The following is a 24,805-nucleotide window of genomic DNA, read 5'->3' on the forward strand; positions in this document are numbered from 1 at the left end:
TGAAACATCGAAATATCGAGCGTTTGAGAGCAATATACCAAGATCCATTCGCACCCGATGATGCCGCTCGACATGATGGCTGATCCGGACAACAGACGTGAGATTGCTGACTGGACAGCGCGTATAGTCATGGATTTCATGGTCTGTATGCCACACGGTATCGACTGGACAGAGATGATAAGTCCGGACGAATGCCATGGCCAGAGTATGACTTGCAACTAGCCGATTCCGACGTCATACAATGCTGACAACCGTGTTTTTCATTGACTGGCTGACCCGTTCAAAAGCCTGTTTCTCGCTGTTTTTGGTGATTTTCTCCGGCCCCTACCGCCGGAGCCAAAAATCAAACGATTTCAGCTACCTAACGCGCAACTTCAGGTTGCGCGTCTGACCGTCCGAATGCGTCCGCCTCGGACGGTCTTTGACATTCACGGTTCGGGCGGTTTCATCGTCAGCCGCGCTGCAGCCTGCAGACATTCTTGCAGGGTTTGCCACGCGGATCTGCAGCACGCCGTTTTTGCTGACGCCGCTGTCGATCGCCCCCCCTTGAATGCCGGGTCACTCCGGCAAGTCCGGGTTAGACAAAGGGCCTTACAAAACCGACCAAGGACCGACCGGGGGACCCCTCTCGGCACATCCGCTTTTCCGGGATTTCGCAGCGCGCTCGGCATTTCCTGCAGATATCGGCGTCAAACACCGTCAGGTGCTCGCAGGGCTGTCCCGGCCGGCCAATCGCGTCAGGCGTCGAGATCGATCCAGACCGGAACATGGTCGCTGGGCTTGTCCTTGGCCCGCTCATCGCGGTCGATGCCAAGGTCGATGAGCAGATCGGCGGCCTGCGGCGACAGCAGCACATGGTCGATGCGGATACCGTTGTCCCTTTGCCAGGCACCCGCCTGGTAGTCCCAGAAGGTAAAGGGACCGCGAGTGCTGGCCGGATGGCGCAGACGCACCGCATCCGCCCAGCCGTCGAAGACGATCCGGCGCAGCGCGGCGCGGCTTTCGGGCTGGTACAGCGCGTCGTTCACCCATTTCTCGGGGAAGGCGGCATCGCGCGGCTCGGGGATCACGTTGTAGTCGCCCAGCATCACCGCCGGCATCTCGGTCGCCAGCAGCGCCTTGGCCCGTGCGCGCAGCCGCTCCATCCAGGCCAGCTTGTAGTCGAATTTCGGCCCCGGCTGCGGGTTGCCGTTCGGCAGGTACAGGCCGGCGATGCGCAGGGCGCGATGGCCGACCACCGTCGCCTCGATATAGCGGGCCTGCTCGTCGCCGTCATCGCCCGGCAGGCCGCGGCTTACATCCTCGAGCGGCAATTTCGACAGGATGGCGACGCCGTTGAAGCCCTTCTGGCCATGCGTCTCGATATTGTAGCCCAGATCGGCGATCGATTCGCGCGGGAACCCCTCGTCCTGGGTCTTGATCTCTTGCAGCACCACGACATCGGGCTGCGCCTCCGAGAGCCAGCCGGTCAGGGTTTCGATGCGGGCGCGGACGCCGTTGATGTTGAATGTCGCGATCTTCATGGCCGCGAGACTAGCGGCCCGCGCCCGCCCGCGCCAGATCAGATCGAAAACGAGGTGCCGCAGCCGCAGGACGAACTGGCATTGGGATTGTCGATGGTGAAGCGGGCGCCGATCAGCTCGTCGGCAAAGTCGATGACCGCGCCGGTCAGGAAGGGCAGCGAGACCGGATCGACCACCACGCTCTGACCGCCGCCCTGCAGGACCAGGTCGTCCTCGGCCGGCTCGTCCAGCCGGATGTCGTATTGAAAGCCCGAGCAGCCGCCGCCCGCCACCGCGACCCGCAGGGGCCGCGCCGGGCCGTCGCCATTGATCTCGGCCAGGCGGGCAAAGGCCCGCTCGGTGACCTTGGGGGGCAGGTTCAATTCCACGTTCATGGGGCGTTCCCGTTTCCGTCGTCCGGCATGGAATATAGGGTTCGCCGCAAAATCCCGCAAGGAAGCGACGAGATGACGGCACCCTATGCCTGCCAGCCCGAAGAAAGCCGCGGCCGCCGTTGGCCGGAACGGATGTCCACCTTCCGCAGCCCCTGGCAGCGCGACCGCGACCGCATCATCCATTCCAGCGCCTTCCGCCGGCTCAAGCACAAGACCCAGGTCTTCGTCGAGCACGAGGGCGATTATTACCGCACCCGCCTGACCCATACGATCGAGGTGGCGCAGGTCGCCCGCACCATCGCCGGCACATTGGGCCTGAACACCGACCTGGCCGAGACGGTGGCCCTGGCCCATGACCTCGGCCACCCGCCCTTCGGCCATACCGGCGAGGACGCGCTGGCCGCGTTGATGGCGCCCTATGGCGGCTTCGACCACAACGCCCAGGCGCTGCGCATCGTAACCCGGCTGGAACGGCATTACGCCGATTTCGACGGGCTGAACCTGACCTGGGAAAGCCTGGAAGGCATCGCCAAGCATAACGGGCCGGTCACCGGAGAATTGCCCTATGCCCTGGCCGAGGTGAATGCGGAATGGGATCTGGAACTCCACACCAATGCCAGCGCCGAGGCGCAGGTGGCGGCGGTGGCCGACGACGTGGCCTATAACCACCACGACCTGCATGACGGGCTGCGCGCCGGGTTGTTCACCGAGGAAGATCTGGCGCAGCTGCCGGTGATCGGCGAAGCCTTCGCCGAGGTCGACCGGCTGCATCCCGGCCTTGAACCGATGCGGCGGCGGCACGAGGCGCTGCGCCGGGTCTTCGGCACCATGGTCGAGGATGTGATCGCCGTAGCGCAGAATCGCCTGGCCAGCCTGCAGCCGCAAAGCGTCGACGACATCCGCGGCATGGAGGGGCCGATCATCCGCTTCTCCAAGCCGCTCTACCAGAACCTCAAGGCGATCAAGCTATTCCTGTTCCAGCGCATGTATCGCGCCCCCTCGGTGGTGGTCGAGCGGCGGCGGGTGACCGAGATGCTGAACGGTCTCTTTCCGCTGTTCCTGGACGACCCCTCGAAAATGCCCGACCACTGGTTCCGGGCCGCCGAGGCCGCCGGGGACGAGACCGGGCGGGCCCGGATCGTGCTGGACTACGTGGCCGGCATGACCGACCGTTTCGCCATCCAGGAGGCGGAACGGCTGCTCTGAGGCTTGCGCCTGCCGGCGCTGACTGGCATGGATACCCTGTTCTCAGGGCGGGGTGGAATTCCCCACCGGCGGTAAGCAGCGATGCAAGCCCGCGAGCGCCTTGCCCCCGGCAAGGGTCAGCAGACCAGGTGCGATTCCTGGGCCGACGGTCACAGTCCGGATGAAAGAGAGCGTGCGAGCCGGCCCCAGGGGCCTGCCCTCATGTGATCGCCTTGGGTGACGTGTCACTTGGAAAGGAGATCAGGCATGACACACACCCGCTATGCCTTCATCAAGGCGAACTGGCATTCCGATATCGTCGACCAGGCGCTGGACGGCTTCTGCGAAATCGTCCCGCGCGATCTGGTCGATGTTGTCGACGTGCCCGGCGCCTTCGAGATGCCGCTGATGGCCCGCGATCTGGCGCAGACCGGGCGCTACGCCGCGGTGATCGCCGCCGCGCTGGTGGTCGATGGCGGCATCTATCGCCACGACTTCGTGGCGCAGGCCGTGGTGGACGGGCTGATGCGCGCCGGGCTCGACAGCGGCGTGCCGGTGCTGTCGGTTTCGCTGACGCCGCATCACTACCAGGAAACCGAGCATCACACCGCCATCTTCCGCGAGCATTTCGTGAAGAAGGGCCGCGAGGCCGCCAATGCCGCGACCCAGATCGTCGCCGCCCGGGCGGCGATCAGGAACTGAGGTTCAACGGGGCGGCGTCCGGCCGCCCAACCGGCCCCTGCCCCTCACCGTTGCGAAAATACCCACGGGGGTGTGGGGGCAGTCGGCCCCCACGCCGCAGGGCGCCGCCGCCGCTATTCGGCCTTGTCATGCCGGCGCAGCCAGTCCTGCATCATCTCGATCTCGGCCTCCTGGGCCTTGATGACCTCCTCGGCCAGCTTGCGGACCTCGGGATCCTTGCCATGTTCCAGCGCCACCCGGGCCATGTCGATGGCACCCTGGTGATGCGGGATCATGCCGCGCATGAAATCCACGTCGGGATCGCCGCTGTAATCCATCGTCATGTTCTCATGCATCCGCTCCATCGCCGCGCCATAGGCGGCGGTCGAGGGGGCGTCGCCATGGCCGGCATGATCCATCCCGGCATGGTCCTGGGCGGCAGCCGGCAGGGCGATCAGCGCGGCAAGGGCGAATGGGATAAGGCGCATGGCTTTCCTCCTGTCAATGCGGATATGCAACAAGATGCCTGTCGGGACCGCGCCGGCAAATGACAAAGCCGTCAGCGCAGGAAGATCAGCGCCATGCCCAGAACCGCCAGGACCGCCCCCGCCCATGAGGTGGCCGAGGGCCGCGCCCCGGTCATCGCCCAGAGGACCGGCAGGATCAGCACCGGCGACAGCGCCGAAAGCGTCGAGACGATGCCGACCTTGCCGCCCTGCAACGCGAACATCAGCAGCGTCATGCCGATCACCATGGCGATCAGCCCCGAAAGCGCAGTCAGCACCAGCACCCGCGGCGTCGGGCGCGACAGCGGCCGCACCGCCCGGACCGGCAGCGCCATCAGCAAGGTCAGGCAGCCGACCGCCATCGCCACCCGGATCAGCGAGGCGACATAGGGATCGAAGCCCGAGGCCATGACCGGCCGCGCGATCAGCGAGCCGAGGGCCTGCCCGGCCGCCGCCAGCAGCCCGAAGCCCGCGGCGATCCAGACCGAGCCCTGCACGGCCTCGAAGCGGTGCCCGCCCGAACGGCCGGGCCGGCCCAGCACCGCCATGGCCACCCCCAGCGTCGACAGCACCACCCCGACCACCGCGGCGGGCGACAGCGCCTCTCCCAGTGCCAGCCAGCCCATCAGCGCCGCCATCGGCGCGTTCAGCGCGAACAGCGCCCCCGACCGCCGCGGCCCCAGCCGGATCAGCGTGACATAAAGCAGCGTATCGCCCAGGAAGATGCCGATCACTCCCGACAGCGACAACCGCCACAGGTCCGCGCCCGCGATGCCATGCAACCGCCCGGTGGCGATCACCACCACCGCCAGCATGGCCGCGACCATGGCCTGGCGCAGCCGGTTGAAGCCGAAGGGCCCCAGCGCCTGCGCCGCCGATTGCGACAGGATGCCGGTAACGGCCCAGCAGGCCGCCGCGCCCAGGGCGGCAAGTTCATGCACCGGCATCCGCAATTCCCCTTGTTCTTCGGGCGGGATAGGCCGGCGATTGAACCCGCGCAAGGGATCGCGCGTTCAGCCGGCAGGTCACGGCAGAAAGGAGAACGGCGATGATCGTGAATTCCGGTTCGGCGAGATGGGAAGGCGGGCTCAAGGACGGCAAGGGGGCGCTTTCCACCAAGTCCGGCGCGTTGAGCAACCAGCCCTATGGCTTCAACACCCGCTTCGAGGGCTTGCCCGGCACCAACCCCGAGGAGCTGATCGGCGCGGCGCATGCCGCCTGCTTCAGCATGGCGCTGTCGATGATCCTGCAAGAGGCCGGGATCAGCAACGTGAAGATCGAGACCACATCCGAGATCGGGCTGGCCAAGACCGACGACGGCTTCGCCATCAAGACCGCGCATCTGAACACCCGGATCTGGGGCGACGGCGACAAGGCGGTGATCGAGGATTGCGCCCGCAAGGCCGAAAAGGGCTGCCCGGTCAGCAAGGTGCTGAATGCCGAGATCACCATGGACGTGACGGTGGCCTGACGGCCCGCGACGGAATCGCGCCGCGACGCCGCCGGTTCCGGCGGCGTCGGTTTTTGCGCCCTTCTCGGTGCACAGGCGCCCCATGTCGCAATTCGTCAAAACAGGTGTCGCAGCTGGCGGCTCTGCGCGGCAAAAATCGCCGGTTTCCGCCCTTGCTGCCGCCGCCGCGGAATGCATCCTCGCCCCCCGGAGGCCCCTTCCCGATCATTGCCGCTTTCCGCCGCGCCACACACGCGGCGCGCCGGTCGGTCGGGACGGGACGAGGAGCAAGAGGAACTGCATGAGACAATTCGCGGAGGCGGGAAACGTCCGGCTGCTGAGCCTGGACGAGGCGCCGCTGAAACCCATCCACATCATCGCCATCGCCGCCTCGCTGGGCGGCGCGGCGCTGGACGGCTATGTCCTGGGCATCGTCGGCCCGTCGTTGGCGCTGGCCAGCCGGGAACTGGCACTTTCCGCACCGAGCCAGGGCCTGATCGCGGCCAGCGCGCTGATCGGCGTCTTCGTCGGCGGCATGTTCTTCGGCAACCTGGCCGACAAATACGGCCGCCGGCCTGTGTTCTCCTATAACCTGCTGGCCTTCCTGGTGCTGTCGCTGCTGCAGCTTCTGGTGACCGAGGTCTGGCAGCTCGTGGCCTTGCGGCTGGCGCTGGGGCTGGCCATCGGCGTCGAATATGCGGTCGGCACCTCGGTTCTGGCCGAGTTCTCGCGGCGCAAGGGCCGCGGCGTGCTGCTGGGCTGCTTCTCGCTGGGCTGGCAGGTGGGCTTCACCACCGCTTTCGTCGTCGGCAGCCTTTATCAGGGCAATGACTGGCGCTTCCTGCTGGCGACCAGCGCAGTGCCGGCGCTGATCACCTTCCTGCTGCGGCTGCGGCTGCCGGAAACCCCGATGTGGCTGAAGGCCCGCGGCCGCGATGCCGAGGCCCGCGCCGTCGTCACCAAGCATTTCGGCGCCGAATACGACATTCCCGACGTGGTGCTGGAGAAGTCCCATGCCTCGCCGGCCGAGTTGCTGACCTCGCCGCACTGGCGCCAGCACGTCTATTCCGGCCTGTTCTGGTTCTGCCAGGTGGGCCCGTTCTTCGCCATCTTCACCTTCGTCGGCCCGGTCTTCCAGATGCTGCAGATCCATGATGCCACGGTCGTGGACATCTGGCTGAACACGGTGCAGATCCTGGGCGCGGTCTTCGGCCTGTTCCTGCTGCACTGGCTGACGCGCCGGCATTTCGTGATCTGGACCTTCGCGGTGATGTTCGCGGTGCTGCTGGCCATCGGCCTGTTGCCGCAGGCCCCGGTCTGGCTGGTAGTGGCGCTGTTCGGGATCTACATGTTCGTGGCCCCGGCGGCGAACAACATCGAATATGTCTATCCGGCCGAGATCTTCGAGACCCGGCTGCGCTCGACCGGCGTCGGCTTCTCGGCCGCCTTCTCGCGCGTCTCGGCGGCGACGGCGGTCTACCTGCTGCCCAGTTCGCTCGAGATGTTCGGCGCCTCGAAGACCATGATCGTGATGGCGATGTTCCCGCTGGTCGGGCTGATCTTCTCGATCCTGTGGGCACCCGAGACCAAGCGCAAGCAGCTGCGCTGAAGGACGCCCGTGGCGGCAGGCCCTGCCGCCACGGCACCGGCTCAGACCATCATTTCCTTGGTGGCGGTCAGCTTCAGCTCGGGATGGTCGCGCCCGACGCGGTCGATGTCCCATTGCAGGCGGGTCAGATAGACCAGATCGCCGTCATGGTCCTGCGCCATATGCCCCTTGTTCGCATTGGCGAAGCTCTCGACCTCGTCCTTGGGCCCGGCCACCCAGCGCGCGCTGGTGAACTGGCTGGATTCGAAGCGCACCGGCAGACCGTATTCCAGCTCGATCCTGCTCGCCAGCACCTCGAACTGCAGCGCGCCGACCACGCCGACGATGAAGCCCGAGCCGATCATCGGCTTGAACACCTTGGCCGCGCCTTCCTCGGCGAATTGCATCAGCGCCTTTTCAAGGTGCTTGGCCTTCATCGGATCGCCCGCGCGCACCGTCTGCAACAGCTCGGGCGCAAAGCTCGGGATGCCGGTGAAGCGCAGCGCCTCGCCCTCGGTCAGCGCATCGCCGATGCGCAGCTGGCCGTGGTTCGGGATGCCGATGATGTCGCCGGCCCAGGCCTCCTCGGCCAGTTCGCGGTCGGCGGCCAGAAACAGCACCGGGTTCGACACCGCCATCGGCTTTTTCGACCGCACATGCAGCAGCTTCATGCCGCGTTCGAAATGCCCGCTGGCCAGACGCACGAAGGCCACCCGGTCGCGGTGCTTGGGGTCCATATTGGCCTGAACCTTGAAGACGAAACCGGTCACCGGCTTTTCCTCGGGGGCGATTTCGCGCTCGGCGGCGTTCTGCGGCTGCGGCGCCGGACCGAATTCGCCGATGCCGGTCATCAGCTCCTTGACGCCGAAGCTGTTGATCGCGCTGCCGAACCAGATCGGGGTCAGATGCCCCTCAAGAAAGCTTTTGCGATCAAAGGCGGGCAGCAATTCGCGCGCCATTTCCAGTTCCTCGCGCAGCTTGGCCAGCAGGTCGGCGGGGACGTGATCGGCCAGCCGGGGATCGTCAAGGCCGCTGATCTGGATCGATTCTGCCACCTTGTTGCGGTCGGCGCGGTCCATGATCTCCAGCCGGTCGTGCAAAAGATCATAGGCGCCGATGAAATCGCGGCCGATGCCGATGGGCCAGCTGACCGGCGCCACGTCGATGGCAAGGTTTTCCTGAATCTCGTCGATGATCTCGAAGGTATCGCGGCTTTCGCGATCCATCTTGTTGCAGAAGGTCAGGATCGGCAGATCGCGCAGCCGGCAGACCTCGAACAGTTTGCGGGTCTGGCTTTCCACACCCTTGGCGCCGTCGATGACCATAATCGCCGCGTCCACGGCGGTCAGCGTGCGATAGGTATCTTCCGAGAAATCGCTGTGGCCGGGCGTATCGACAAGGTTGAAGCGATAGGCCCCGAACTCGAAGCTCATGGCCGAGGCGGAAACCGAGATGCCGCGATCCTGCTCCATCTTCATGAAGTCCGAGCGCGTGCGCCGCGCCTCGCCCTTGGCACGGACCTGTCCGGCCATCTGGATCGCGCCGCCGAACAGCAGGAACTTCTCGGTCAGCGTGGTCTTGCCCGCGTCGGGATGCGAGATGATCGCAAAGGTCCGGCGGCGGGCGATTTCGGGGGGAAGATCGGGACGGTTCATCATGCCCCGCGCTTTAGCGCGCGCCGCGCGCAGTCTCAAATGGAATCCGGGCTCAAATGGAATCCGGGCTCAAGCGGAATCGGACGTCAGACGAACTGTTCGCGGATCAGCCGTTCCTCGAGCCCGTGACCGGGATCGAAAAGCAGCCGGTGACGGATGGTGTTCTCCGAGCGGATCTCGACCCAGAGCACCGAATCGACGCCGCGCGAATCGGCATCGGCCATCACCGGGCGCTTGTCCGGTTCCAGCACGTCGACGCGCACCGTCGCCGCCTTGGGCAGGATGGCGCCGCGCCAGCGCCGGGGCCGGAACGCGGCGATGGCGGTCAGCGCCAGCACGTCGGAACCCAGCGGCAGAATCGGTCCATTCGCCGAATAGTTGTAGGCGGTCGAGCCGGCCGGGGTCGAGAGCAGCGCGCCGTCGCAGATCAGCTCCTCCATGCGCACGCGGCCATTCACGCTGATGCGCAGCCGCGCCGCCTGCGGGCCGGCGCGCAGCATGCTGACCTCGTTGATGGCCAGCGCGCAATGCTCGTGCCCGTCGGTGGTGCCGGCGGTCATGGCCAGCGGATTGATCGCGGTGTCCTCGGCGGCCCGGATGCGGGCGGGCAGGTCGTCTTCCGAATAGGCGTTCATCAGAAAACCCACGGTGCCGCGGTTCATGCCATAGACCGGCAGGCCGCGATTCTGGTGCATGACCGACAGCATCAGCCCGTCGCCGCCCAAGGCCACGATCACCTCGGCCTCGCGGATCGGCACATGGCCGTAGCGCTCGGACAGCGCCTCGGCGGCGGTCACGGCGGTTTCGGTGCTCGAGGCGATGAAATGCAGTTTCATGCGGCCATCATGGCCAGCCGCCCGGCGGAAGCAAGTCCCGGCGATGCATGGGATAATCTACCGCCCGCGCGTCGCATCCGTCCTAGCGGGGCGCAAGGAAAGGCGCTAGAACCCCGACAAGCCGCTTTTTTGCATGAGGACCAGATGACCGACACCGGATTCTTCACCGAAACGCTGGATAGCCGCGACCCCGCCATTTTCGGGGCGATCCGGCAGGAGCTTGGTCGTCAGCGCGACGAGATCGAGCTGATCGCGTCCGAGAACATCGTCTCGAAGGCGGTGCTTGAGGCGCAGGGCTCGGTGCTGACCAACAAATATGCCGAGGGCTATCCCGGCAAGCGCTATTACGGCGGCTGCCAGTATGTCGACATCGTCGAGGATCTGGCGATCGAGCGCGCCAAGCAGCTGTTCGACTGCGGCTTTGCCAACGTGCAGCCGAACTCGGGGTCGCAGATGAACCAGGCGGTGTTCCTGGCGCTTCTGCAGCCGGGCGACACCTTCATGGGGCTCGACCTGAATTCGGGCGGCCACCTGACGCATGGCTCGCCGGTCAACATGTCGGGCAAGTGGTTCAACGTCGTCAGCTACGGCGTGCGCCAGCAGGACCAGCTTCTGGACATGGAGGAGATCCGCAGATCGGCGCATGAGCACAAGCCCAAGCTGATCCTGGCCGGCGGCACCGCCTATAGCCGGATCTGGGACTGGGCCGAGTTCCGCAAGATCGCCGACGAGGTGGGCGCCTACCTGATGGTCGACATGGCCCATATCGCCGGGCTGGTCGCCGGCGGCCAGCACCCCTCGCCGCTGCCGCATGCCCATGTGGTGACCACCACCACGCACAAATCGCTGCGCGGCCCGCGCGGCGGCATGGTGCTGACCAACGATGCCGAGATCGCCAAGAAGATCAACTCGGCGGTGTTCCCCGGCCTGCAGGGCGGCCCGCTGATGCATGTGATCGCCGCCAAGGCGGTGGCCTTCGGCGAGGCGCTGCGCCCCGAGTTCAAGGACTATGCCGCGCAGGTGGTCAGGAACGCCCGCGCCATGGCGGACGAGCTGATGAAGGGCGGCATCGACATCGTCTCGGGCGGCACCGACAACCACCTGTGCCTGGCCGACCTGCGGCCGAAGGGCGTGACCGGCAAGGCGACCGAGGCGGCGCTGGGCCGAGCCCATATCACCTGCAACAAGAACGGCGTGCCCTTCGACCCCGAGAAGCCCTTCGTGACCTCGGGGATCCGGCTGGGCGCCCCGGCCGGCACCACCCGCGGCTTCGGCGAGGCGGAGTTCCGCCAGATCGCCCGCTGGATCGTCGAGGTGGTGGACGGTCTGGCCGCGCATGGCGAGGCGGGCAATGCCGAGGTCGAGGCCAAGGTCAAGGCCGAGGTCGAAGCGCTCTGCGCGAAGTTCCCGCTCTACAGCGGCATGTGAGCCGAGGCCGGCGCGCGGGGCATAAGCCCCGCGCGCCGCACAACCGCCGGGCGGGATGCTTGCCGGAACAGCCCCGGAACCAGCGGATCGGCGACGCCCCGGATCGGGGAAAGCCCCGGCAGCAATGACCAGGCGATCACCACCACGACGCTCTGGCCGCGTCTTGGGTTATCCGCATGGCGCGGGCCCGTCGATCATTCAACCATGCTGCGAACGGCGGGATGCTTCGTCTCAGATCAGCCCGCGCCGCAGCATGATCCACACCGCCACCGCCCCCAGCACCAGCAGGCCCAGCATGACGCTGGCGGCGACGCCAAGCGCGCCGCCCTGCAGCCGGCGACCCTGGCCCAGCGGCCGCAGATAGGCGGTCAGCAGCTTGTAGGCATGTTCGAGCCGCGCCAGATCCACCTGCCGCGCCAGTTTCGGCTGCCCGGCCTTGCGGTCGGCCTCGGCCAGGAAGCGCGCCTCGCGCCGCAGCCGCCGCGGCAGCGCCCCGCCACGTTTGCGCAGCATGCTTTCCAGCTCGGCCGGATGGCCGCGCCTGACACCGCCGAATCGCGCCGCCATCAGGCTGGCCACCTCGTCGGCCATCGGCCGGATTCTCTCGATGCCCATTCCTGCTCCGCGTCCTGTCCGGTTTTCGCCGAACCTACGGCCCAGACTGATCGATTGTCAAAGCCGGAAGATGACGGTGACGGAGAGGCCGCGCTTGGCGCATCCGTCGGTGCGGGCTGCAAAGGCCATGCCGGTCTCCGACGCGCGGGGTGGCTGGAATCGGGTCAGAACCGATCCCCGCAAGCATGTTGACGGGTTCCGAGCCCAGGCACCATTCCCATAGCTTTTCTGTCGTATGCCGGCAGGCTGCGCGATTCACGCCGATGATGGACAGACGAGACCCGCGCCCGCCTGACCCGCCCGCCATCCCGGGCAGGTCACCGGCGCCGCCGGTCCGTTACGGCTTGTTCGCCAGCAAGGCGCGCAGCTGCGCTGGAAAGAGTTGCAGCAGCAGGGTCTCGGTCACCGCGGCGTCGCCGTTCGAGACGAAGGCGCGCAGGTCGATGGGGCTGTCATCGCGCGGCGCCTGTTCGTCGAAGCTGCCGAAACCCAGATCGAACATGGCACGCCATGTCGGGCGGCCGACGATGGGATAGACCGCGTCGTTCGACACCACCCCGCGCGAGGCGGTGATGTTGAAACGCGGCTCGTGATCAGGCCCCAGACCATGCGGGGTGAAGTCGCAGACGATCTTCATGGTGTCGCGCGGTCGCGGCTGGCCGGGCACGCCGCCGGCGCCGACGCGAACCGCCACGAATTGCCCGGTGCTGCCGGTCAGCGGACTGTCCTTGAGCCAGGACAGCGTATAGTCCAGCGCATAGGCGTCGCCGGGCTTGGCCGGGGCGGCAGGCTGCCAGAAGGCCACGATATTGTCATGGATCTCGTCCTCAGTGCGCAGCTCGACCAGGGTGACGGTGCCGTCGCCCCAGTCGCCCTTGGGGGCCACCCAGGCACTGGCCCGCTTCTCGTAGAAGACGCCATCATCCTGGTATTGCTCGAAATTCCTTTCCCGCTGCATCAGCCCGAATCCCTTGACCGAAGGCGCGGCGAACGTGTTCGCCATGGTATGCGGCGGGTTGTTCAGCGGTCGCCAGATCCGCTCGCCGCTGCTGGTCTGGATCTCGAGCCCGTCGGAATCGTGGATCTCGGGGCGCCAGTCCGCGGCCAGATGCGGGGTGTTCTTGCCGAACCAGTACATCGAGGTCAGCGGCGCGATTCCCAGCCGTTCGACCGCATCGCGCATGAAGATGCGGGCGGTGACGTCCTGCACCACGCCCTCGCCCCGGCGCGAGACGATGCGATAGGCGCCGGCCGCCCGAGGGCTGTCCAGCAGCGCATAGGCGGTCAGGCCGTTGTCGGTTTCCGGCTCCAGCCAGAAATGCGTGAACAGCGGAAACTCCTCGGGACCGTCGGGAATGGCGGTGTCGATGGCCAGGCCGCGGGCCGACAGGCCGAACTGGCCGCTATAGCCCGAAGTCCGCCAGTAGGAGGCGCCCAGAAACGCCATCCAGTCCAACCCGGTTTTCGCATCCATGACGCTGAAGCCGGCAAATCCGTCGGTCTTGGCCAGCCGCCGCGCCGGGTTGTCCGGGGGAATGTCGAAAAGATCCAGCGAGAACGGGATTTCCGAGGCCATGCCGTCCTGGAGCGTATAAAGATGCACCGGCTGCTTGAAATAACGGCCGGGAAAGAAGAACCGCACCTGCGAGGCCACCGGCTCGTCGCGCCAAAGCGCCTGTTCCTGGCGAAAGCGGATCTCGTTATGGTGGTCGTAATCCACCTGTTCCAGGATTTCGGCATCGTCGACGCGCGGTGGCTGATAGGCCTGTTGCGCCAGCTCGCGGGCGCGTTGCGTCAGCATATCAAAGGAAAACGGCACCGGCTCGCCGTTGCCGGCGCCATCCTCTGTCGCCCGGGCGATTTGCGGCAGCAGGAAAAAGGCACCGCCGCCCAAAGCGGCTTGCAGCACAGTGCGGCGGGCGAGTTTTCGCGAATACATGATACCCCGAGAAAATAGAGATTCCTTCCGCGGCCATCGAGACGCAGGTTGATCGGTAATACAAGATCTTGCCCCCGTCTTGGCCGAGTTTTGCCGATCCCGACGCGAAAAAAATACGGCCGCTTGCCCGGGGCCGCCGGGCGGGCAGGCAATTGGGGCACCTCTGGCTGGCGATAGGGCCGATCCGCATGATTTCGCTTATCGTTGCCCGGCCGGCCCAAGCTGCAAGCAGCGCCGCAGCGCTAGGCCCGCAGCCAGTCCGGCGCGTATCGGACCTCCTCCACCCCGGCCAGCGGCGCGATGCGCCGGATCTCGGCCGCCAGGGCGGCAAGCCGGCCCTGGCCCATGCGCAGCCCCGGCTCGGGCCAGAAGGCGCGGACGACCAGCACGCCATTCTCGCGCTTGGCATCCAGCCGCCCGATCAGCCGGTCGCCCTGCATGACCGGAAAGACGTAATAACCATATCGCCGCTTTTCCGCCGGCACGAAAATCTCGATGCGGTAGCGAAAGCCGAACAACCGCTCGGCCCGCGCCCGGTCGCGCAAGGCGGGATCGAAGGGCGAGAGCAACCGGACGCGCGACACGGGCTCGGGCAGCGTCGCGACCTGATCCAGCAGCGCCGGGGTCGAGAAACTGCGCCGCAGCGAGCCGTCGGCCATTTCCACGTCGATTTCCACGATGCGGCCGGCTGACAGCGCCGCGGCGCACCAGCGCTTCGCCTCGTCCGCCGTGGCGATGGCGAAGAAGCCGACCAGTTCGCCGCTGGTGGCGAAGCCCAGCCGCTCCAAAGCCGCGGCCATCGCCCAGTCGATGATCTCGGCCTCGTCAAGGCGCGCGGCCAGATGCTCGGCCGGGATCACCCGCTCGGCCAGGTCATAGACCTTGCGGAAGCCGGCGCGATGCCGGATCGCCAGCCGGCCCGAGCGCCACAGGTATTCCAGCGCGGTCTTGGACGGATGCCAATCCCACCAGCCGGCCGACGCCCTGGGCTCGTCGCCGCCCAGGTCCGACGCGCTGGCCGGGCCGTGATCGGCGATGCGGCGCAGGACCGGGCCGAACTCCGCGTCCCAGCCCTCGCGCCGCCATGTCGGCCAGCGGCGTTGCATATGCGCCTCGTCCCGGGCGAATTTCAGCCGCCACATCGGATAGAAACGCATCGGGATGACCGCGGCGTCATGGGTCCAGTGCTCGAAACCGGCGCGATGGCGGGCGATCAGTCTTTCCAGCGCCGGCGGACGGTAGCGGCCGCGCCGCGACCACAGGATCAGGTCATGCGCCCGCGCCAGGGTGTTCACGCTGTCCACCTGCACGAAGCCCAGGCCGGTCAGCACCTGTTCCAGATCCGTGCCCCGGCCCGGGCCAGCGCCGGGGCGCAGCAGCAGGTGCCGGTCCAGAAACAGCCGGCGCGCGTCGCGATTCTTCAGCTTGGGACGGGTCGTCATCGTTGCGTTTGTCCTGTTGCGGATTCTGGTCTACAGATTTTGCCACACCAACGGGGATAAAGAATGACCGATCCTGATGTGAATGCCATGCCGCTGGCCGAGCTGAAACAGCTGCGCAAGGATGTCGAAAAGGCCATCGACGGCTACGCGACCCGCCGCATGGCCGAGGCGCGGGCCAAGGCCGAGGAAGCCGTGAAGGAATTCGGCTTCTCGCTGGCCGAACTGGTCGAGGCGGCGGCGCCGCGCCCGGCCTCTGTCGCGAAATACCGCCACCCGGAGAACCCGACCCTGACCTGGAGCGGCCGCGGCCGCAAGCCGGGCTGGATCGCCGACGCCCTGGCCGCCGGCAAGTCGCTTGGGGATTTCGCCATCTGACCCGGCGGCGGGCCGCGGCAAGAAACCGGGTGACAAGCCGCGCCGCGGCCGCTATGCAGGGCGCATGTCGCAACTGATGTTCTACACCACCTCGTTTTATTGGTTCCGCTGCATCCAGCGGAGCCGGGTTGCCGTGTAGCGCATAGGCGCGATACCGATCCCCGAAGCCGCTGGCCAGACCGGCGGCTTTTTTCTTGCGATGCGCTTCCGGTCCGGCCTCTCCACAAGGAAAGAGCCATGCCCATCCAGACCGAGAACCTGCATATCGACACGCTCCGCCCCCTGCCCGCCCCCGCCGCGCTGGCCGCCAGCCTGCCGCGCGACGAGGCGATCTCACGCATCGTGGCCGACAGCCGCGCCGCCATCCGCGCCATCCTTGCCGGTCGCGACGGCCGGCTGCTGGTGATCGCCGGCCCCTGTTCGATCCACGACCCCGATGCGGCGCTGGATTACGCCGCGCGGCTGGCCGCGCTGCGCCATGCGCTTGCCGACCGGCTGGAGATCGTGATGCGGGTCTATTTCGAAAAGCCGCGCACCACCGTGGGCTGGAAAGGGCTGATCAACGACCCGCATCTGGACGGCTCGGACCGCATCGAGGACGGCCTGCCGCTGGCCCGCCGCCTGCTGCTGGAGATCAACCGCATGGGCCTGCCGGCGGCGACCGAGTTCCTCGACCCGATCCTGCCGCAATATTTCGCCGATCTGATCGCCTGGGGCGCCATCGGCGCCCGCACCACGGAAAGCCAGATCCACCGCCAGCTCGCCTCGGGCCTGTCCTGCCCGGTCGGGTTCAAGAACGGCACCGATGGCGGGGTGCAGGTGGCGCTGGACGCCATCCGCTCGGCCGCCGGCTCGCACAGCTTCCCGGCCATCACCGCCGATGGTCGCGCGGCCATCGCCACCACAACCGGCAACGATGCCTGCCATGTCGTGCTGCGCGGCGGCCATGGCGGGCCGAATTACGGCGCCGGCCATGTCGCGGCCGTGGCCGAAGCCGCCGCGACAGCGGGGATCGATCCCGGCATCGTCATCGACGCAAGCCATGCCAACAGCGGCAAGGATCCGGCCCGCCAACCGGCGGTCATCGCCGACATCGCCGCACAGATCCGCGCCGGCGAGACGCGGATTCGCGGCGTCATGCTGGAAAGCAACCTGGTCGCCGGCCGGCAGGAGCTGGTTCCCGGCCAAACCCCGGTCCATGGCCAGAGCATCACCGACGGCTGCATCGGCTGGGAGGAGACCCGCGCCCTGCTGCGGGACCTGGCCGAAACGGCGGCGGGCCGGCTGCGCATCGCCGCCTGACCGGCGGGCTGAGGGCTGATGCGGTCCGGCCGGTTGCGGCCGGTCCGCGTCTTTCCACCGCGAACGGGCGGTTACAGCGGCCAGAACAGCGGAATCGTCAGGCAGGCCACGATGCCGCAGATGATGTCCAGCGGCACCCCCACCTTGACGAAATCGCTGAACCTGTAGCCGCCGGGGCCATAGACCATCAGATGCGTCTGGTAGCCGATGGGCGTCGCGAAGGCGACGGTGGCCGAGAACATCACGGCCACCACATAGGCGCGCGGGTCGTGGCCCAGGGATTTGGCCAGAGCGATGGCCACCGGCGTCAGCAGCACCGCGACGGCGTTGTTCGACAGCACCTCGGTCATCACCAGGCCCAGAAAATACACCGCGATCAGCGTGGCAAAGGGCGGCAGCCCCTGCAGCCAGGGTGCGACGAACCCCACCACCAGGTTGACGGTGCCGGTATGTTCCAGCGCCTCGCCCACCGCCAGCATGGCAAAAATCATCGCCATCAGCCTTGCATCGACAAAGGCGAACGCCTCCTCGGCATCGACGCAATGGGTGATCAGGATGATCGCCGCGGCGATGAAGGCCAGCGCCATGATCGGCGCCACGTCCAGCGCCGCCAGGCTGACCACGGCCAGCAGGCAGAGGATGGCAATGGGCGCCTTCGAGCGCCGGAACGGCCGGGCCGAGGGCCGCGAGACATCGACCAACTCCATGTCGGCGGCAAGGCGGGCGATGTCCTCGGGCGCGCCTTCCAGAAGCAGCGTGTCGCCGGTCTGCACCACTAGGTCGTCAAGCTGGCGGCCGATGTTCTGGCTGCGGCGATGCGCGGCCAGGACATAGACGCCATAGCGCCGGCGCAGGCGCATGTCGCCCAGCCGCCGCCCGATCAGCCGCGCGCCGGGCGAGATCAGCACCTCGACGGTTTCGGTCGCGACCGAGCTGAGCTTGTCGACCATCTGGAAATTCTTGTTCTCCTGCATCTCCAAAAGCTCGGCCATTTCCGAGCGCAGCACCACGCGGTCGCCCGGCTCCAGCACCACCTCGGCCAGGTTGCGGCGCAGCGAGGCATCGCCGCGCAGCACGTCGATCACCCGCACCGAATCGCGCTTGAAGATCGGCGCCGACAGCACCTCGAGCCCGACCAGGCTGGAATCCTCGGGAATGGCGACCTCGGTGAAGTATTTCATCTCGCGCCGCGTGCCCAGGAAGCCGGCAAGCGAGGTGCGCTCGGGCAGAAGCCGCCAGCCGATCAGCACGAAATAGGCGATGCCGGCCAGCGTGATGGCGATGCCGACCGGGGCGATCTCGAAGATCGAGAACGGGGTCATGCCGGCCTCGCGCGCCACGCCGTCGACCAGCAGGTTGGTCGAGGTGCCGATCAGGGTCATCATGCCGCCCAGGATGGTGAAATAGCTCAGCGGCATCAGGAATTTCGACGGCGAGGCGCCCAGCCGCAACGCCAGCTGGATGAAGATCGGGATCATCACCGCCACCACCGGCGTGTTGTTCATGATCGCCGAGGCGATGATGACGAAGCCGAACAGCGCGCAAAGCGTCAGCCGGGGATGGCTGTCGGCCCGCGCCGTCACCAGCCGCGACATGATTTCCAGCGCGCCGGTGCGCAAAAGGCCGCCCATGATCAGGAACATGAAGGCGATGGTCCAGGGCGCCGCGTTCGACAGCACCGAGGCCGCGTCCTTGATCGGCAACAGCCCCAGCAGCATCAACATCGCGGCCGTGCCGATCGCGACGACCTCGGGCGGGCGCCGTTCCCGGATGAACTCGATGAACATGATGGTCACGATGATCAGCATGGCGATCGCCGCGTTCGTTCCGGTCAGTGCAAAACCAAACATGCAAGTCCTGTCCAGAGGCACCGTTAATCACGGCCCATTCGATGGGGTAATAGAATTATTTCCCCTGTCGTCGCAAGCGAAAGCGCCGGACCGGCCGCAGTCAGGCGAAAATCGGCGAGGCGGAAAGCCGGCCGCCGGCCCGCACCGCCTCGACGGCCGTGGCCTTGCCGGTGCGGTCGTCGGTGGTGACCAGCACGCCCGACAGCGTCGCCTCGCCCTCGGCCGGGGTGAAGCGTTCCGAGGCCATGCCGGTCAGGAACCGGCGCAGCGGCTCGGTCTTTTCCATGCCGATCACGCTGTCATAATCGCCGCACATGCCGGCATCGGTCTGGTAGGCGGTGCCGCGGTTCAGGATCATGGTGTCGGCGGTGGGCACATGGGTATGGGTGCCGACGACCAGGCTGGCGCGACCGTCGCACCAATGGCCGACCGCCATCTTCTCGCTGGTGGCCTCGGCATGGATGTCGACCACGCTGGCCTGCACCAGCCCGCCCAAGGGATGCGCCTTCAGCACCGCATCGATGGCCGAGAACGGGTCGTCGAAGGGCCGTTTCATGAACACCTGACCCAGAACCTGCGCCACCAGAACCTTGCGGCCGCGCGTCGCGTCGAACACGCGCGCGCCGCGGCCGGGCGCGACCTTGGAATAGTTCAGCGGCCGGATGATGCGCGGCTCGGTTTCGATATAAGACAGCATTTCCTTCTGGTCGAAGGCATGGTCGCCCAGTGTCACGCAATCTGCACCCGAATCGAGTATGAGCTTGGCGTGTCCCCCGGTCAGACCCATGCCGCCGCTGGCATTCTCGCCGTTGACGATGGCGAAATCGACCCCCAGTCGCGCTTTCAGCGGCCCGAGCCCTTCCGAAATGGCGCGCCGGCCGGCGCGCCCCATCACATCGCCAAGATAGAGAATCCGCATGCGCCAGCGTTAGGCCAAAGCAGCAGCATCCTCAAGCCCCGCCGCCGCGTGACGGTGGCGGGCCTCAACCCAGAAAAGCCCCCAACGCCGTGCCCGCCAGGGCGGCGACGGCCCCCAGCGCCATGCCAACCGCCAGTCCCCGGCCCCGGCGGGGCGGAGGCGGCGGGGCGGCCGGCTCGCGCAGCAGCTCGGGCATGCGGCGTTCCAGGAATTCCGGCAGCAGCGGCGCGAAACGGCCCAGCACCTGCGCCGCCCGCGCCAGATCGCGGGTCGCGGCCCTGGGCCCCAGGTTGTCGCGGATGTAGCTTTCCACCACCGGCCGGGCGACCTGCCACATGTTGATCTGCGGGTCGAGCGAGCGCGCCACCCCCTCGACCACGACCATGGTGCGCTGCAGCAGGATCAGTTCGGTCCTTGTGGCCATGCCGAAACGCTCGGTCACTTCGAACAGATAGGCCAGCAGATTCGCCATCGAGATCTGGCTGGCATCGGCGCCGAAAATCGGCTCGCCCACCGCCCGCAGCGCGCGAGAAAATTCCTTGATGTCGCGGTCGGGCGGCACGTAGCCCGCCTCGAAATGCACCCGCGCCACGCGATCGTAGTCGCGGCGGATGAAGCCCATCAGGATCTCGGCATAGACGCGGCGGGTATATTCGTCGATCTCGCCCATGATGCCGAAATCGTAGATGACGACGTCGCCGTCCCTTGCCACCTTCAGATTGCCCTGGTGCATGTCGGCATGAAAATAGCCGTCGCGCAGCGCGTGACACAGGAACAGTTGCAATACCCGCTCGCCCAGTTTCGGCAGGTCGTGGCCGGCGGCGCGCAGCGCGGCGATGTCGCCCAGCGGCGTGCCCTCGGCCCAGTCGGTGGTCAGCACCCGCCGGGCGCTGAGATGCCAATGCGGGCGGGGAACCTTCATCCCCTCGTCGCCCCGGGTATTCTCGGCGAATTCCGAAGCCGAGGCGGCTTCCAGCCGCAGGTCCAGCTCTCCGGTGACCACCGATTCGAAATGGGCGACCACATCGCGCGGCCGCAGACGGCGGGTGGCGGGCGACAGCCGCTCGATCATCCCGGCGGCGAAGTGAAAGGCGTCGATGTCGCGGCGGAAGGCGGATTCGATGCCCGGCCGCAGCACCTTGACCGCGACCTCGCGGCCGTTGTCGGCGCGGCGCGCGCGATGGACCTGGGCGATCGAGGCCGCCGCCACCGGCTCGGAGAACGCGTCGAACAGCGCCTCGACCGGCTGGCCCAGCTCGGCCCGCAGGGTGCGGCGTGCCTGGTCCTGCGAAAAGGGCGGCAGTCGGTCCTGCAGCATGGAAAGCTGGTCGGCCAGCTCGACCCCGACCACATCCGGCCGGGTCGACAGGATCTGGCCGAACTTCACATAGGCCGGCCCCAGCGCGGTGATGGCGCGGGTGACGGGCGGCAACGCGGGGTCGCCCTTGTAGCCGAGCCAGGCGAAGGGCCAGCCAAGGATGCGCGCCGCGACGCGCAGGCGGGCGGGCGCGTCCGCCGCGTCCAGCGCCACCTTCATGGCGCCGGTGCGTTCGAAGGTGGCGCCGGTGCGGATCAGGCGCCAGATGTTGTGCGGGCCGCGCATGTCAGAGCTTCCAGCCGGAATGCAGCGCGGCGATGCCCATCGACAGGTTGCGCCATTGCACGCGGCCGAAGCCCGCTTCGCGGATCATCTCGGCAAAGGTTTCCTGATCGGGGAACTTGCGGATCGATTCCACCAGATACTGATAGCTGTCGCGGTCGTTCGCGACGATCTGCCCCATGACCGGAATCACGTTGAAGCTGTAGCGGTCATAGAGCCATTGCAGCATCGGCACCGGCATCTGGCTGAACTCCAGCACCAGCAGCCGGCCGCCGGGCTTGAGCACGCGCCGCGCCTCGGCCAGCGCCTGCGGGATGCGGGTGACGTTGCGGATGCCGAAGCTGATCGTGTAGCGGTCGAAGCTGTCATCGGCGAAGGGCAGCCGCATGGCATCGCCGGTGACCCAGGCCAGGCGGTCCGCAAGCTTGCCGGCCTCGGCGCGCTTCCTGCCCTCGACCAGCATCGACTCGGTCATGTCGCAGACGGTGACGCGGGCACCCGGAGCGCGTTCCAGAAAGCGGAAGGCGATATCGCCGGTGCCGCCAGCCACGTCCAGCAAATGCTGGCCGTCGCGCGGCGCCAGCCAGTCCATCATCGCCGTCTTCCAGACCCGGTGGATGCCGGCGCTCATCAGGTCGTTCATCACGTCGTAGCGCGAGGCGACGCGGGAGAATACGCCATGGACCAGCCCGGCCTTGTCCTTTTCGGCCACGGTGCGAAAACCGAAATGGGTTTCCCCGTTGCTGTTGCCGCCGGGCTTGCCGCGCTCGTCAGGGCTCATATCGCTTGTCCATCCGTCGTTTCGCGCCCAGATAGTCCGAAAGCGCGCCGCGCGCCATACCGGGGACGCGGGCCGCACCATGCGACGAACGGGAAGAAAATGCCAGAACTGCCAGAGGTGGAAACCGTGCGACGCGGCCTTCAGCCGCATCTCGAGGGGCGGGTGATCGCCCGCGCCGAAGCCCGCCGCCCCGACCTGCGCTGGCCCTTGCCGCCGGATCTGGTGCAGGTGCTGACCGGCGCGCGGGTGATCGGCTTGCGCCGCCGGTCGAAATACATCCTGGCCGATCTGGAGGATCGCGGCAGCCTGCTTTTGCACCTGGGCATGTCGGGGCGGATGCTGATCGAGGGGGAATCGCAGGGCGAATTCCACCGCGACCCGGCGATCCTGCCGCGCCACGACCATGTGGTGCTGTGGACCGACCTGGGCACGCGCATCACCTTCAACGACGCGCGGCGATTCGGCATGGTCGACCTGGTGGCGCCGGGGGTGACGCATCCGCTGCTGGCGCATCTGGGCCCCGAACCGCTGTCCGAGGCCTTCACCCCCGGGGCGCTGGAACGGGCCTTCGCCGGGCGGCGCATGCCGGTCAAGGCGGCGCTGCTCGACCAGCGAATCGTGGCCGGGCTGGGCAATATCTACGTCTCCGAGGCGCTGCACCGCGCCGGGATCGACCCGCGCCGGCTGGCCGGCGCGGTCGCGGCGCCGGAAGTGGCGGCGCTGGTCGGCCATGTCCGCGCCGTGCTGGAGGAGGCGATCGCCGCCGGCGGCTCGTCCCTGCGCGACCACCGGCAGGCCACGGGCGAGCTGGGCTATTTCCAGCATTCCTTCCGCGTCTACGACCGCGAGGGGGCGCCCTGCCCGACGCCGGGTTGCGCGGGCACGGTGCAGCGCATCGTGCAATCCGGCCGGTCGAGCTATTTCTGCCCGCTCTGCCAGGGCTGAAGCCGCCTCCGGCGGGGGTATTTGATCAACAGAGAAGCGCGCTGGCCTTGCGGTCGCGCATTTGTTACGAGTCGCGGTCAGCTTGTTTGCGAAAGGCAAGGAGTCGATGGCTTACCAGACCCTCACCGTCGAGATCGACGACTATGTTGCGCTGATCCGGCTGAACCGGCCCGAGGCGCTGAACGCACTGAACTCTCAACTCATGGGGGAACTGGCCGAGGCGACGGCCGAGGCCGACCGGAACGAGAAGGTGCGCTGCATCGTCCTGACCGGCAGCGAGAAGGCATTCGCCGCCGGCGCCGACATCAAGGAGATGTCCGGCAAGAGCTTCGTCGAGGTGTACAACGAAAACATCTTCGGCGACGAGATCGACCGCATCACCGCCACCCGCAAGCCGATCATCGCCGCCGTCTCGGGCTATGCGCTGGGGGGCGGCTGCGAACTGGCCATGGCCTGCGACTTCATCCTCTGTGCCGACAATGCCAAGTTCGGCCAGCCCGAGATCAACCTGGGCGTCATCGCCGGAATCGGCGGCACCCAGCGCCTGACTCGCTTCGTCGGCAAGTCGAAGTCGATGGAGATGCATCTGACCGGCCGCTTCATGGATGCGGCCGAGGCCGAGCGCTCGGGTCTGGTCAGCCGCGTGGTGCCGGCGGCCAAGCTGATCCCCGAGGCGCTGGCCACCGCGAAGAAGATCGCCGAGAAGGGCCAGATCGCCGTCGCCACCGCCAAGGAGGCCGTCAACCGCGCCTATGAGACCACGCTGCGCGAGGGCGTGCTGTTCGAGCGCCGCAGCTTCCAGGCGCTGTTCGCCACCGAGGACCAGAAGGAGGGCATGGCCGCCTTTCTGGAAAAGCGCGAGCCGCAATTCCGCGACCGCTGATTCTGCTTGGCTTTCCGCCCGGGCCGCGATATAGGCCCGGGCTTACATGCGCGTGGGCCCGCTTAAGGCAAGAATCATGACCGTCCGCTTTCGGACGGTGCCGTGGGGCTTTTGCGTAATCGAGATACGAGAAAGAGAACAGGACCCATGGCCAACACGCCCCAGTCGAAGAAACGCGCCCGCCAGCTCGAGCGCCAGACCGCCGTCAACAAAGCCCGCCGCTCGCGCATCCGCACCTTCCTGCGCAAGGTCGAGGAAGCCATCGCCAGCGGCAATGCCGACGCCGCCCGCGAAGCCCTGCAGAGCGCCCAGCCGGAACTGATGCGCGGCGTGACCAAGGGCGTCGTTCACAAGAACACCGCCGCCCGCAAGATCTCGCGCCTGTCGGCCCGGGTGAAGGCCCTGGCGACCGCCTGATCGGCTGCGGCATTTACGCAACTGTCGGTAGCAATGACTTGGGGCGCGTTCCACCCGGACGCGCCCTTCCCCATATGGGGCCTCCGGTTTTTCCCATGATTTCCAGCCGGTTGCGTTTTGTCTCAGCAATATTGCAGGCTTGCGAGATTCGATCCGGCAAAGTGACTGTCAAGCGCGAAGATCGGTTGCTGGCTGACGCGGGTTCTTGCTAGCTTGTTCCCTGCGATTCACCGTCGCGCCTGGGGGACATGCTCAGAACGGGCGGCCTTTTCTGCCAACCGTCAGAGCGGCAGCAGGATCACAGCGATCCGCTACCGATAATGCACGAACCGGCTGCCACCGGCATCGTGCGCGTGTCTAATCGTTTCGGCCGCAGGACGGCCCCTGTCACGCCGCTTCGGTGGCGCGGGGCGTTCTGTTGCCGAGGCTTGTCCGTTCGGGCCGCGCCATCGAATCGCCTCACGCCGGAGGATTTCGGCGGGCATGGGGACAAGAGACGGAACTGGGCGAG

General features: G+C 67.1%; 23 protein-coding genes and 1 riboswitch. Of the genes, 10 read left to right on the forward strand and 13 right to left on the reverse strand.

Annotated features, from left to right (window positions below; genetic code table 11):
* Positions 1 to 737: 737 nt before the first annotated feature.
* Both xth and NBE95_RS10540 read right to left on the reverse strand, forming a co-directional pair.
* Positions 738 to 1,523, reverse strand: a complete 786-nt coding sequence (gene xth, locus NBE95_RS10535) for an exodeoxyribonuclease III (protein ID WP_289893845.1) — start codon at positions 1,521 to 1,523, stop codon at positions 738 to 740.
* Positions 1,524 to 1,561: 38 nt separating this feature from the next.
* Positions 1,562 to 1,897: an iron-sulfur cluster assembly accessory protein gene (locus NBE95_RS10540; RefSeq protein WP_289893846.1), complete on the reverse strand. Its 336-nt coding sequence runs from the start codon at positions 1,895 to 1,897 to the stop codon at positions 1,562 to 1,564.
* Between the two features lie 72 nt (positions 1,898 to 1,969).
* Between NBE95_RS10540 and NBE95_RS10545 the strand changes: the two genes are divergently transcribed.
* Both NBE95_RS10545 and NBE95_RS10550 read left to right on the forward strand, forming a co-directional pair.
* Positions 1,970 to 3,103 carry a deoxyguanosinetriphosphate triphosphohydrolase gene (locus NBE95_RS10545; RefSeq protein ID WP_289893847.1) on the forward strand — a complete coding sequence of 378 codons (1,134 nt, stop codon included), beginning with the start codon at positions 1,970 to 1,972 and terminating at the stop codon, positions 3,101 to 3,103.
* A 34-nt stretch (positions 3,104 to 3,137) separates the two neighbouring features.
* Positions 3,138 to 3,279: riboswitch (FMN riboswitch) on the forward strand.
* A gap of 70 nt (positions 3,280 to 3,349) precedes the next feature.
* Entirely contained in the window at positions 3,350 to 3,784 is a 435-nt protein-coding gene (locus NBE95_RS10550; protein WP_289893848.1) for a 6,7-dimethyl-8-ribityllumazine synthase, read from the forward strand.
* Positions 3,785 to 3,897: 113 nt separating this feature from the next.
* Here NBE95_RS10550 and NBE95_RS10555 read toward each other — a convergent pair whose 3' ends face one another.
* Together NBE95_RS10555 and NBE95_RS10560 are read right to left on the reverse strand one after the other, a co-directional pair.
* Positions 3,898 to 4,251 carry a DUF305 domain-containing protein gene (locus tag NBE95_RS10555; protein WP_289893849.1) on the reverse strand — a complete coding sequence of 118 codons (354 nt, stop codon included), beginning with the start codon at positions 4,249 to 4,251 and terminating at the stop codon, positions 3,898 to 3,900.
* Between the two features lie 71 nt (positions 4,252 to 4,322).
* Positions 4,323 to 5,216 carry a DMT family transporter gene (locus NBE95_RS10560; RefSeq protein ID WP_289893850.1) on the reverse strand — a complete coding sequence of 298 codons (894 nt, stop codon included), beginning with the start codon at positions 5,214 to 5,216 and terminating at the stop codon, positions 4,323 to 4,325.
* Positions 5,217 to 5,317: 101 nt separating this feature from the next.
* Here NBE95_RS10560 and NBE95_RS10565 point away from each other — a divergent pair, with 101 nt between their 5' ends.
* Both NBE95_RS10565 and NBE95_RS10570 read left to right on the forward strand, forming a co-directional pair.
* A complete protein-coding gene (locus NBE95_RS10565; RefSeq protein ID WP_289893851.1) occupies positions 5,318 to 5,740 on the forward strand; it encodes an OsmC family protein in 423 nt (140 codons plus the stop codon).
* A 280-nt stretch (positions 5,741 to 6,020) separates the two neighbouring features.
* Positions 6,021 to 7,328, forward strand: coding sequence for an MFS transporter (locus NBE95_RS10570; RefSeq protein ID WP_289893852.1), 1,308 nt, complete (start codon positions 6,021 to 6,023; stop codon positions 7,326 to 7,328).
* A 41-nt stretch (positions 7,329 to 7,369) separates the two neighbouring features.
* Here the strand turns inward: NBE95_RS10570 and NBE95_RS10575 are convergent, their stop codons facing one another.
* On the reverse strand, positions 7,370 to 8,965 hold the full coding sequence (locus NBE95_RS10575) for a peptide chain release factor 3 (protein WP_289893853.1): 1,596 nt from the start codon (positions 8,963 to 8,965) through the stop codon (positions 7,370 to 7,372).
* A gap of 83 nt (positions 8,966 to 9,048) precedes the next feature.
* Positions 9,049 to 9,798, reverse strand: a complete 750-nt coding sequence (locus tag NBE95_RS10580; protein ID WP_289893854.1) for an NAD kinase — start codon at positions 9,796 to 9,798, stop codon at positions 9,049 to 9,051.
* 144 nt (positions 9,799 to 9,942) lie between these two features.
* On the opposite strand from NBE95_RS10580, the gene glyA reads away from it, so the two are divergent.
* Positions 9,943 to 11,226, forward strand: coding sequence for a serine hydroxymethyltransferase (gene glyA, locus NBE95_RS10585; RefSeq protein WP_289893855.1), 1,284 nt, complete (start codon positions 9,943 to 9,945; stop codon positions 11,224 to 11,226).
* Between the two features lie 231 nt (positions 11,227 to 11,457).
* Here glyA and NBE95_RS10590 read toward each other — a convergent pair whose 3' ends face one another.
* From NBE95_RS10590 to NBE95_RS10600, 3 genes are all read right to left on the reverse strand, one after another.
* On the reverse strand, positions 11,458 to 11,841 hold the full coding sequence (locus tag NBE95_RS10590) for a hypothetical protein (RefSeq protein ID WP_289893856.1): 384 nt from the start codon (positions 11,839 to 11,841) through the stop codon (positions 11,458 to 11,460).
* Positions 11,842 to 12,178: 337 nt separating this feature from the next.
* Positions 12,179 to 13,780: a glucan biosynthesis protein D gene (locus NBE95_RS10595; RefSeq protein WP_289893857.1), complete on the reverse strand. Its 1,602-nt coding sequence runs from the start codon at positions 13,778 to 13,780 to the stop codon at positions 12,179 to 12,181.
* Positions 13,781 to 14,022: 242 nt separating this feature from the next.
* On the reverse strand, positions 14,023 to 15,222 hold the full coding sequence (locus NBE95_RS10600; RefSeq protein WP_289893858.1) for a crosslink repair DNA glycosylase YcaQ family protein: 1,200 nt from the start codon (positions 15,220 to 15,222) through the stop codon (positions 14,023 to 14,025).
* 63 nt (positions 15,223 to 15,285) lie between these two features.
* Between NBE95_RS10600 and NBE95_RS10605 the strand changes: the two genes are divergently transcribed.
* Together NBE95_RS10605 and NBE95_RS10610 are read left to right on the forward strand one after the other, a co-directional pair.
* Entirely contained in the window at positions 15,286 to 15,597 is a 312-nt protein-coding gene (locus NBE95_RS10605) for an H-NS histone family protein (RefSeq protein WP_289893859.1), read from the forward strand.
* A 237-nt stretch (positions 15,598 to 15,834) separates the two neighbouring features.
* Entirely contained in the window at positions 15,835 to 16,899 is a 1,065-nt protein-coding gene (locus NBE95_RS10610) for a 3-deoxy-7-phosphoheptulonate synthase (RefSeq protein ID WP_289893860.1), read from the forward strand.
* 71 nt (positions 16,900 to 16,970) lie between these two features.
* Here the strand turns inward: NBE95_RS10610 and NBE95_RS10615 are convergent, their stop codons facing one another.
* The 4 genes from NBE95_RS10615 to ubiE all read right to left on the reverse strand — a co-directional run bounded on the left by NBE95_RS10615 (position 16,971) and on the right by ubiE (position 22,049).
* Positions 16,971 to 18,749: an SLC13 family permease gene (locus NBE95_RS10615; RefSeq protein WP_289893861.1), complete on the reverse strand. Its 1,779-nt coding sequence runs from the start codon at positions 18,747 to 18,749 to the stop codon at positions 16,971 to 16,973.
* A gap of 100 nt (positions 18,750 to 18,849) precedes the next feature.
* Positions 18,850 to 19,668, reverse strand: a complete 819-nt coding sequence (locus NBE95_RS10620) for a TIGR00282 family metallophosphoesterase (RefSeq protein ID WP_289893862.1) — start codon at positions 19,666 to 19,668, stop codon at positions 18,850 to 18,852.
* 64 nt (positions 19,669 to 19,732) lie between these two features.
* Positions 19,733 to 21,271: a 2-polyprenylphenol 6-hydroxylase gene (gene ubiB, locus NBE95_RS10625; RefSeq protein ID WP_289893863.1), complete on the reverse strand. Its 1,539-nt coding sequence runs from the start codon at positions 21,269 to 21,271 to the stop codon at positions 19,733 to 19,735.
* A 1-nt stretch (position 21,272) separates the two neighbouring features.
* Positions 21,273 to 22,049 (reverse strand): bifunctional demethylmenaquinone methyltransferase/2-methoxy-6-polyprenyl-1,4-benzoquinol methylase UbiE, encoded by a 777-nt coding sequence (ubiE, locus tag NBE95_RS10630; RefSeq protein ID WP_289893864.1) that lies wholly within the window; start codon positions 22,047 to 22,049, stop codon positions 21,273 to 21,275.
* 99 nt (positions 22,050 to 22,148) lie between these two features.
* On the opposite strand from ubiE, the gene mutM reads away from it, so the two are divergent.
* From mutM to rpsT, 3 genes are all read left to right on the forward strand, one after another.
* Positions 22,149 to 22,994 (forward strand): bifunctional DNA-formamidopyrimidine glycosylase/DNA-(apurinic or apyrimidinic site) lyase, encoded by an 846-nt coding sequence (gene mutM / locus NBE95_RS10635; RefSeq protein ID WP_289893865.1) that lies wholly within the window; start codon positions 22,149 to 22,151, stop codon positions 22,992 to 22,994.
* Positions 22,995 to 23,100: 106 nt separating this feature from the next.
* Positions 23,101 to 23,877: an enoyl-CoA hydratase gene (locus NBE95_RS10640; protein ID WP_289893867.1), complete on the forward strand. Its 777-nt coding sequence runs from the start codon at positions 23,101 to 23,103 to the stop codon at positions 23,875 to 23,877.
* Between the two features lie 147 nt (positions 23,878 to 24,024).
* Positions 24,025 to 24,294 carry a 30S ribosomal protein S20 gene (gene rpsT, locus NBE95_RS10645; protein ID WP_289893868.1) on the forward strand — a complete coding sequence of 90 codons (270 nt, stop codon included), beginning with the start codon at positions 24,025 to 24,027 and terminating at the stop codon, positions 24,292 to 24,294.
* Positions 24,295 to 24,805: the final 511 nt, after the last annotated feature.

It is taken from the genome of Paracoccus sp. TOH (genome assembly GCF_030388245.1).
GTDB lineage: Bacteria > Pseudomonadota > Alphaproteobacteria > Rhodobacterales > Rhodobacteraceae > Paracoccus > Paracoccus simplex.